Genomic DNA, 6,012 nt, shown 5'->3' on the forward strand with positions numbered 1-6,012 from the left:
GGGACGGGGGTATTCCCTTATTATGATTTTACCGCGGAAAGGGCGGACAGGCGTTTTACCGGAAATCTTACAACAACCGGATATTTTTTTCGATATCGAACTGTAAATAAACGGAAAACCAGCCGCCTTCATGCGTACAGAGAACAGTGGCATCGGTCTTTTTCCGGAATTGTTCCAATGATTTCATGCCGAGACCGTGTCCCTGCCTGTTCGTGATCGGCAATCCCCGTACATCGAACTGTACAGTACCGTCATACCTGTTTTTGATCATGAACATTAACGTACCGTGAGTATGCCGGGCGGCCAATTCAATTTTTCTGCGTCCCGCCGGCTGCTGCAGACTGGCATAAACGGCATTCTCCATGAGGTTTGATAACACAATGGCCAGCCCCGCGTCTACGGTTGTTTTTGTGTGGGGAGGGGAAGAGGGGATGTCCAACTGCCACTGAACGGGAATACCGGCATCCTCCGCCTTGCGTATGTAAACGGAAAGTGCCGCATTGACCATTGTATTTCGGCAGAACTGCCGGATTTTAGTCTGATCTATTTCTTCATTAAGCTTATGTATCAGCATAAGCGCTTCATCGTTCTTTTTTTCTTCGATCATCGCCGCTAAGATATGCAGCTGATGGCGGCTGTCATGTCGGAAAAGGGCGAGCTTTTTTTCCGCGTTCCTCAATGAATCGGCATATTGAGTAAACGCGTTGATTTGAGCATTAAGATCATAATTATTTTTATACAGGGTCAACCGCTCGTCCAGCTCCCTGAGGCCGATGAGTACACATTTTCCGAAAATGAGGGCGCAGAGGGCCATACACAGGCGCGGGAAGAGGTGCTCCCGTGCCAGCTGCAGCGGGTTAATCCAGAAAAAGCTGTGGTTGAGGATAAGAAGGAAGGGCAAAAGGCAGCTCTGTTTCCAGAAATACTGCTTTTGAACGGCCCGGTAATGGACAAAAATTTCTATGAAGAAATCCCGGATGATCGGCATACAGAGGAAAAACAGGGCTATGTACAAAAACAGGTACGGCAGAAGGTAATCAAAAAAATCACAGGCGTCAGGAAGGAGAAAAAAAAGTACATTGACTGCCAGCGTATGGATCGTAATCGTATAGATAGACTGCATCCCCAGAATAAAAATATGCTGAGCCAGGTGCTGACGGATGAACAGTACATTCAGGAAAAAATACGGGAGCCAGCAGACGCTGATCAATATTTTAAGGGATATCCAGTTGAAAGCGATCAGGCCGGCCTGCGTAAGAATTGCCAGAACGGCGATTTCGCCCAAAGATATGACGGCATATCCCGTTTTCAGGCGTTTTTTCTGCACAGGCTGCAATATTTTCTGAAACGGGAGATAGCGAAGATATACCGGCGGCAACATCGTCAATACGAAAGAAAAAGAACAAATGAGTATATATGTCATAAAAATAAATCCTTTCCGGCACGGTTTAAAATTGTGTACATTATATCATATTCCTGTAATTACAATAAACTGTATGATAAAATAAACGAATCTCTCCCGTAAAAAACATACAGACCCGGCAATAAATCACGTTACATACGACGCAGGCTCATGTATAATATACATACTGTGAGTATCATAAGCATGTCGCTTTATAAACCGGAAATCGACATCATTATTAAGCGCCTGCGGGGCATATCGCGGAGGAAGACTGTATGACAGAAGAAGAACGTGCCGTAAAGTGGAGTAAAGGTATGCCGGAAATGGATGCCTTGTCCCCGGAGGAAAAGAAAACCGTCTGCAATCGGGCAGCGAAGCGGTTGATTATAACAGCCTTTATAACGGTAATTATTATTTTGTGCCTTTTCGTCCGGCTATCGTTTCAGTACCCCGAATTGGCGGAGTATATGAATCATATTTCAGATACGGTCAACAGTAATTTTGACCGCAGCAACACGCGATCCGGACGTATGGCTTCCCTTATTACCGGTCTGCCCGTTCTTTTTCCTTTGATCCTGGCAGTACTGATCCCCGTTCCGATTCTCACGGCAGCTTTTAAAAAACCTTTGCTCCGAAAAGAAACAGAAAAATTATTCCGTCACTGGCGGATGGAAACAGATTCAGGCGTGACGGGACGTGTTACTTTTGAGCAGGTAAAAGAAGCGGTGGATCGGTTAGAAACCGGCCGTATCGACTATCTGATTCTGATGCCGCCGCATTCGATTTTAAAGTCACCTTTCATGCAGGCCGCTTACGAAGGCGGACAGCTTTTTACTTTGGAAGTCAGCAAAGGGGACGATATAACGAGTACCGTTTTCAGCCGAAGCGGGCAAACTAAGGACCAAGTACTGCGTGCCATGAAAGACTATATGGTTCGAAATATAATTCCCCATACGGATACATGGGACATAATCTGCGCTGTCGGCAACGCGGAAAAAGAAACGGGCGAATCGGAGCGTAACACTGAGGGTAAAAACGATGAAGCGTAAGGATAACCGAAAACGCACCTTTATCATAGGAGCCATAATTATCGCATTTTTTGTATCTTTCCCGTTTCTCTACAAGGCGCTTTTATACGGAGCCGCTTACGTATTATGGGGATTCATGGCCTATTTTGTCGGCAACGTCCCCTTGAGTGAAATATTGAGTTGGTGGACCGTTTTCCCGGAGTGATATGTTGAAAGGAATATAGGGGGTATCGGAGAAACAGCGCTCAATGAGATAGTAACGGACAGTTGATCTGAAAAATAGCGAGGTATGACATGATGAAATCGGTAATAGCGGGATTTATGTTGTTAACGGGTGTCGGCACGGGAGCCGCTTTGTATACCTTATCAAAACTCTTTGCTCTTGATCCCGGGGAACGATACAACGTTCTCCGCTTCAGAGAAGATCGGCTGACCATAGGATACGGACTGTTTGCGTCTCCTGTATAAGCTGAATGACATTGCGGAGGTGCGATTTTCTAAATCTCCTGCAAGAGGCCGAGTCACTCTTGGCGGCTATATCGGTTATCTTCAGGTCGTTAAGACAAACGGTCATTGGTGCCGCCGAATATCCTTTGACGGCAGTGTGTATTACAAACATACGGTTTGGATCACGAATGAGCACATCATTGATTTATCGACAGAAATATTGATAAACGAACTCCGGCAACACGCCATCTGGCGCGTTAAGGAATATCGCGCCCGGAGAGAATGACCATACAGGACAAATTCTTTACTGTATGGAATGACTTTATACAGGAGACGCACGTTATGGGAGAATACCGCTGTGAACGGTTGTTTCTGCAAGAACGGATTAAAATCATCATAGATCCTACCGAATTTAGAATGGCTCTTTGGATTAACGGTTTCGGCGTGTCTGACGCCATAACCGGAAATGAAATTATTCCCGTATGTTATTCCTATAACTTGGAACATGTAGAAGAAACGGAAGATTCATTGGAAATTGATTTTCGCATATATCCTGAGGGGCATGTATATTATCATGTGAGCATCAATCCTTTTGACAAAATATTTACGTATAAGGGTCTTGTATACAGTACGGATGACTTTAGAAATGTTATTGAAGCCGCTCGAAAAAATTCATCGGCTAATACATAGATCCCTGCACTAAGCGATTATTTTATAAACGGGTAGTGAAAACGTTAAAGATTCATGGTATGATAACAGGGAAAGCAATTACTTCCGATAACGTTAAATTATCGGAAGTAACAGAATTGTATGTATCTCAAGGAGCTGGCAAAATCATGGCTTATGAAGGCTTGGATCACTTTTACATAGGACAACCTGTGCTCATCGAAAATAATAAAGGGCTGTCCGCCAAGGCCCGGCAAAGTATTTATGTCGCCCGTGCCGACAACACGATTGACGCGTATGCCTCGGATTGGAAGGATTTCTGTGACTGGTGTTCGCAGCAGGGACAAGCCTATTTCCCCGCCGCGCCGGAGACGATCGTCAATTACATAAACGACCTGGCCGACAACGCCAAAGCCAATACGGTAGCCCGGCGCATCAGCGCGTTAACGGAAAATTACGATGCGGCGGGCCTTACCGACAATCCCTGCCGTATGCCGCTCGTAAAAGACGCATTACGCGGCATCAAACGCATGAAAGGTACTTTACAGCAGGGAAAAATGCCGATTTTATTCGACGATCTCAAAGAAATGCTCCGCCATGCGGACGGGCACGCACTGGAACAGGCGCGGGACCGCGCTATTCTGCTTATAGGCTTCTACGGGGCTATGAGACGCTCCGAAATAGCCGCGCTTAATGTGGAAGACCTGCGTTTTTCCCGGCTGGGCCTTTTAATCACCATCCGTAACGCCAAGACCGACAAGTCCGGCCAAGGCCAAATAGTCGCCATACCCGCCGTAGGAGACGAATCCGTTGACGCCGTCCGGGCCCTGCGGCATTGGCTGCAGGCGGCCGGAATAACAACCGGCCCCGTTTTCAGAGGCTTTACAAAAAAACGGTCTGTGCGAAAAACGCATATATCCGATAAATCGATTGCTCTTATCGTGAAAAAATACGCGGAAGCGGTCGGCATGGATCCGAAGGATTACGGTGCTCACAGCTTACGCCACGGGTTTGCCACCTCTGCGGCGCAGCACAAGGTGGAAGAACGGCAAATCATGCGTCAGACCCGCCATAAATCTCAGGCCGTTGTACGGCGCTATATTGATGAAGCCGACAGGCTGATTGATAATCCGGTCTTTAAAATTACGGGCGAAGATACATGAGAAATTATGCTTAAAATTTTTCTCCTGTAAATTAAAAGAGCCGCATATCCTGTATTTTGTCCATACAAGGAAACGGGGCTCTTTATTAAACGGAGGCTCTTCATTTTATGAATCGGAAATTCCGGGATGATCGTTAATTTGTGCGGCAGCGGCACGATCTACGGGTACCTGAAGTATCTGACCGGGATAAATGTCCTGATTATGTCCGAGCCTGTTTACTTCCACAATATCAAAAACCGTATTGCGAACATCGGCGTCGGCGGCAGTCACGCGGGAAGCAATCTGCCAAAGCGTATCGCCCCGATGCACCTGAACGGAAATATATTCTTTATGGGACGGCCCTGTCCAACCCAATTGGGTAAAAGACGCGGCAAGAAAAACGGCAATGAGAAAAAACCGGATCCTCCGGGATGTAGTATTGGATTTGTGAAGTTTCTTTTTCATTTCATATCACTCCTGTAGCCTGGTGAGAACGGATGTTCAGCGAACAATTGTTCTTTCGACGGTTTTATTATATCGCCGAACGCTTGTTCTGTCAAGCAAAAGGGAAACAAATGTTTGCTTTTCTTTGCGGCATTGATTATAATTAACATATAACTTGACATGGGAGTGGTGAAAAATATGCTGAATTCGGAAACGTCCCTGACTACCAGACAACGGCAGATCTTAGAATATATACGCAAATGCGTGCATATGTACGGGTATCCCCCGTCCGTCCGGGAAATCTGCAGCGAAGTGGGTCTTAGTTCCACTTCCACTGTACACGGGTATTTAACGGACCTGGAGAATCTCGGTTTTATCCGTCGCGATCCGGCCAAAAACAGAAAAATAGAGCTTCTTGACGAAGGCTCGTGGCGTTCCAAGAAAGTCGTTCCCCTTCCCCTGATCGGGGCGATACGCGCCGGCGCCCCTATATTGGCGGAAGAATGTATTGAAGATGTTTACCCTTTTGCCGCCGAATTCGTCGGTGAGGATGACTGTTTCATGCTGACCGTCCGCGGTGACAGTATGAAAGATGCAGGTATTCTCGAAGGAGATTTACTTATTGTCCGTCAACAGGATATGGCGCGCAACGGACAGATCGTGGTCGCCCTGCTGGAAGACGAAGCGACGGTCAAACGCTACTACATGGAAAAAGATCATATCCGGCTTCAACCGGAAAATGATGCGTACGACCCCATTATTACCCGCAATTGTAAACTCCTCGGCGTCGTCACGGGCGTCTTCAGAACATACTGATACGTACAAAGGGACATCATAAAACAACCAAGACGGTTTCTGAAAGCTATAAGAGCCGGGCCGGTTC

General features: G+C 46.6%; 7 protein-coding genes. 5 read left to right on the forward strand and 2 right to left on the reverse strand.

Annotation, left to right across the window (positions count from 1 at the left end; translation table 11 throughout):
* Window positions 1-67: 67 nt before the first annotated feature.
* On the reverse strand, window positions 68-1,423 hold the full coding sequence (locus HMPREF0080_RS05175; RefSeq protein ID WP_040347325.1) for a sensor histidine kinase: 1,356 nt from the start codon (window positions 1,421-1,423) through the stop codon (window positions 68-70).
* A 254-nt stretch (window positions 1,424-1,677) separates the two neighbouring features.
* Here HMPREF0080_RS05175 and HMPREF0080_RS09130 point away from each other — a divergent pair, with 254 nt between their 5' ends.
* The 4 genes from HMPREF0080_RS09130 (at window position 1,678) to HMPREF0080_RS05200 (ending at window position 4,706) form a co-directional block, all read left to right on the forward strand.
* Complete coding sequence (locus tag HMPREF0080_RS09130; RefSeq protein ID WP_006790235.1) at window positions 1,678-2,451, forward strand: hypothetical protein; 774 nt, start codon at window positions 1,678-1,680, stop codon at window positions 2,449-2,451.
* 273 nt (window positions 2,452-2,724) lie between these two features.
* On the forward strand, window positions 2,725-2,898 hold the full coding sequence (locus HMPREF0080_RS09905) for a hypothetical protein (RefSeq protein WP_006790237.1): 174 nt from the start codon (window positions 2,725-2,727) through the stop codon (window positions 2,896-2,898).
* 321 nt (window positions 2,899-3,219) lie between these two features.
* Window positions 3,220-3,567 carry a hypothetical protein gene (locus HMPREF0080_RS05195; RefSeq protein WP_040347327.1) on the forward strand — a complete coding sequence of 116 codons (348 nt, stop codon included), beginning with the start codon at window positions 3,220-3,222 and terminating at the stop codon, window positions 3,565-3,567.
* 146 nt (window positions 3,568-3,713) lie between these two features.
* Window positions 3,714-4,706 (forward strand): site-specific integrase, encoded by a 993-nt coding sequence (locus tag HMPREF0080_RS05200; RefSeq protein ID WP_040347328.1) that lies wholly within the window; start codon window positions 3,714-3,716, stop codon window positions 4,704-4,706.
* A 105-nt stretch (window positions 4,707-4,811) separates the two neighbouring features.
* Here HMPREF0080_RS05200 and HMPREF0080_RS05205 read toward each other — a convergent pair whose 3' ends face one another.
* Window positions 4,812-5,150 carry a LysM peptidoglycan-binding domain-containing protein gene (locus HMPREF0080_RS05205; protein WP_006790241.1) on the reverse strand — a complete coding sequence of 113 codons (339 nt, stop codon included), beginning with the start codon at window positions 5,148-5,150 and terminating at the stop codon, window positions 4,812-4,814.
* A 177-nt stretch (window positions 5,151-5,327) separates the two neighbouring features.
* On the opposite strand from HMPREF0080_RS05205, the gene lexA reads away from it, so the two are divergent.
* Window positions 5,328-5,945 (forward strand): transcriptional repressor LexA, encoded by a 618-nt coding sequence (gene lexA, locus HMPREF0080_RS05210; protein ID WP_040347329.1) that lies wholly within the window; start codon window positions 5,328-5,330, stop codon window positions 5,943-5,945.
* The last annotated feature ends 67 nt before the right edge of the window (window positions 5,946-6,012 follow it).

The sequence above is a fragment of the Megasphaera geminata F0357 genome, assembly GCF_000239275.1.
Taxonomy (GTDB): Bacteria; Bacillota; Negativicutes; order Veillonellales; family Megasphaeraceae; genus Megasphaera; species Megasphaera geminata.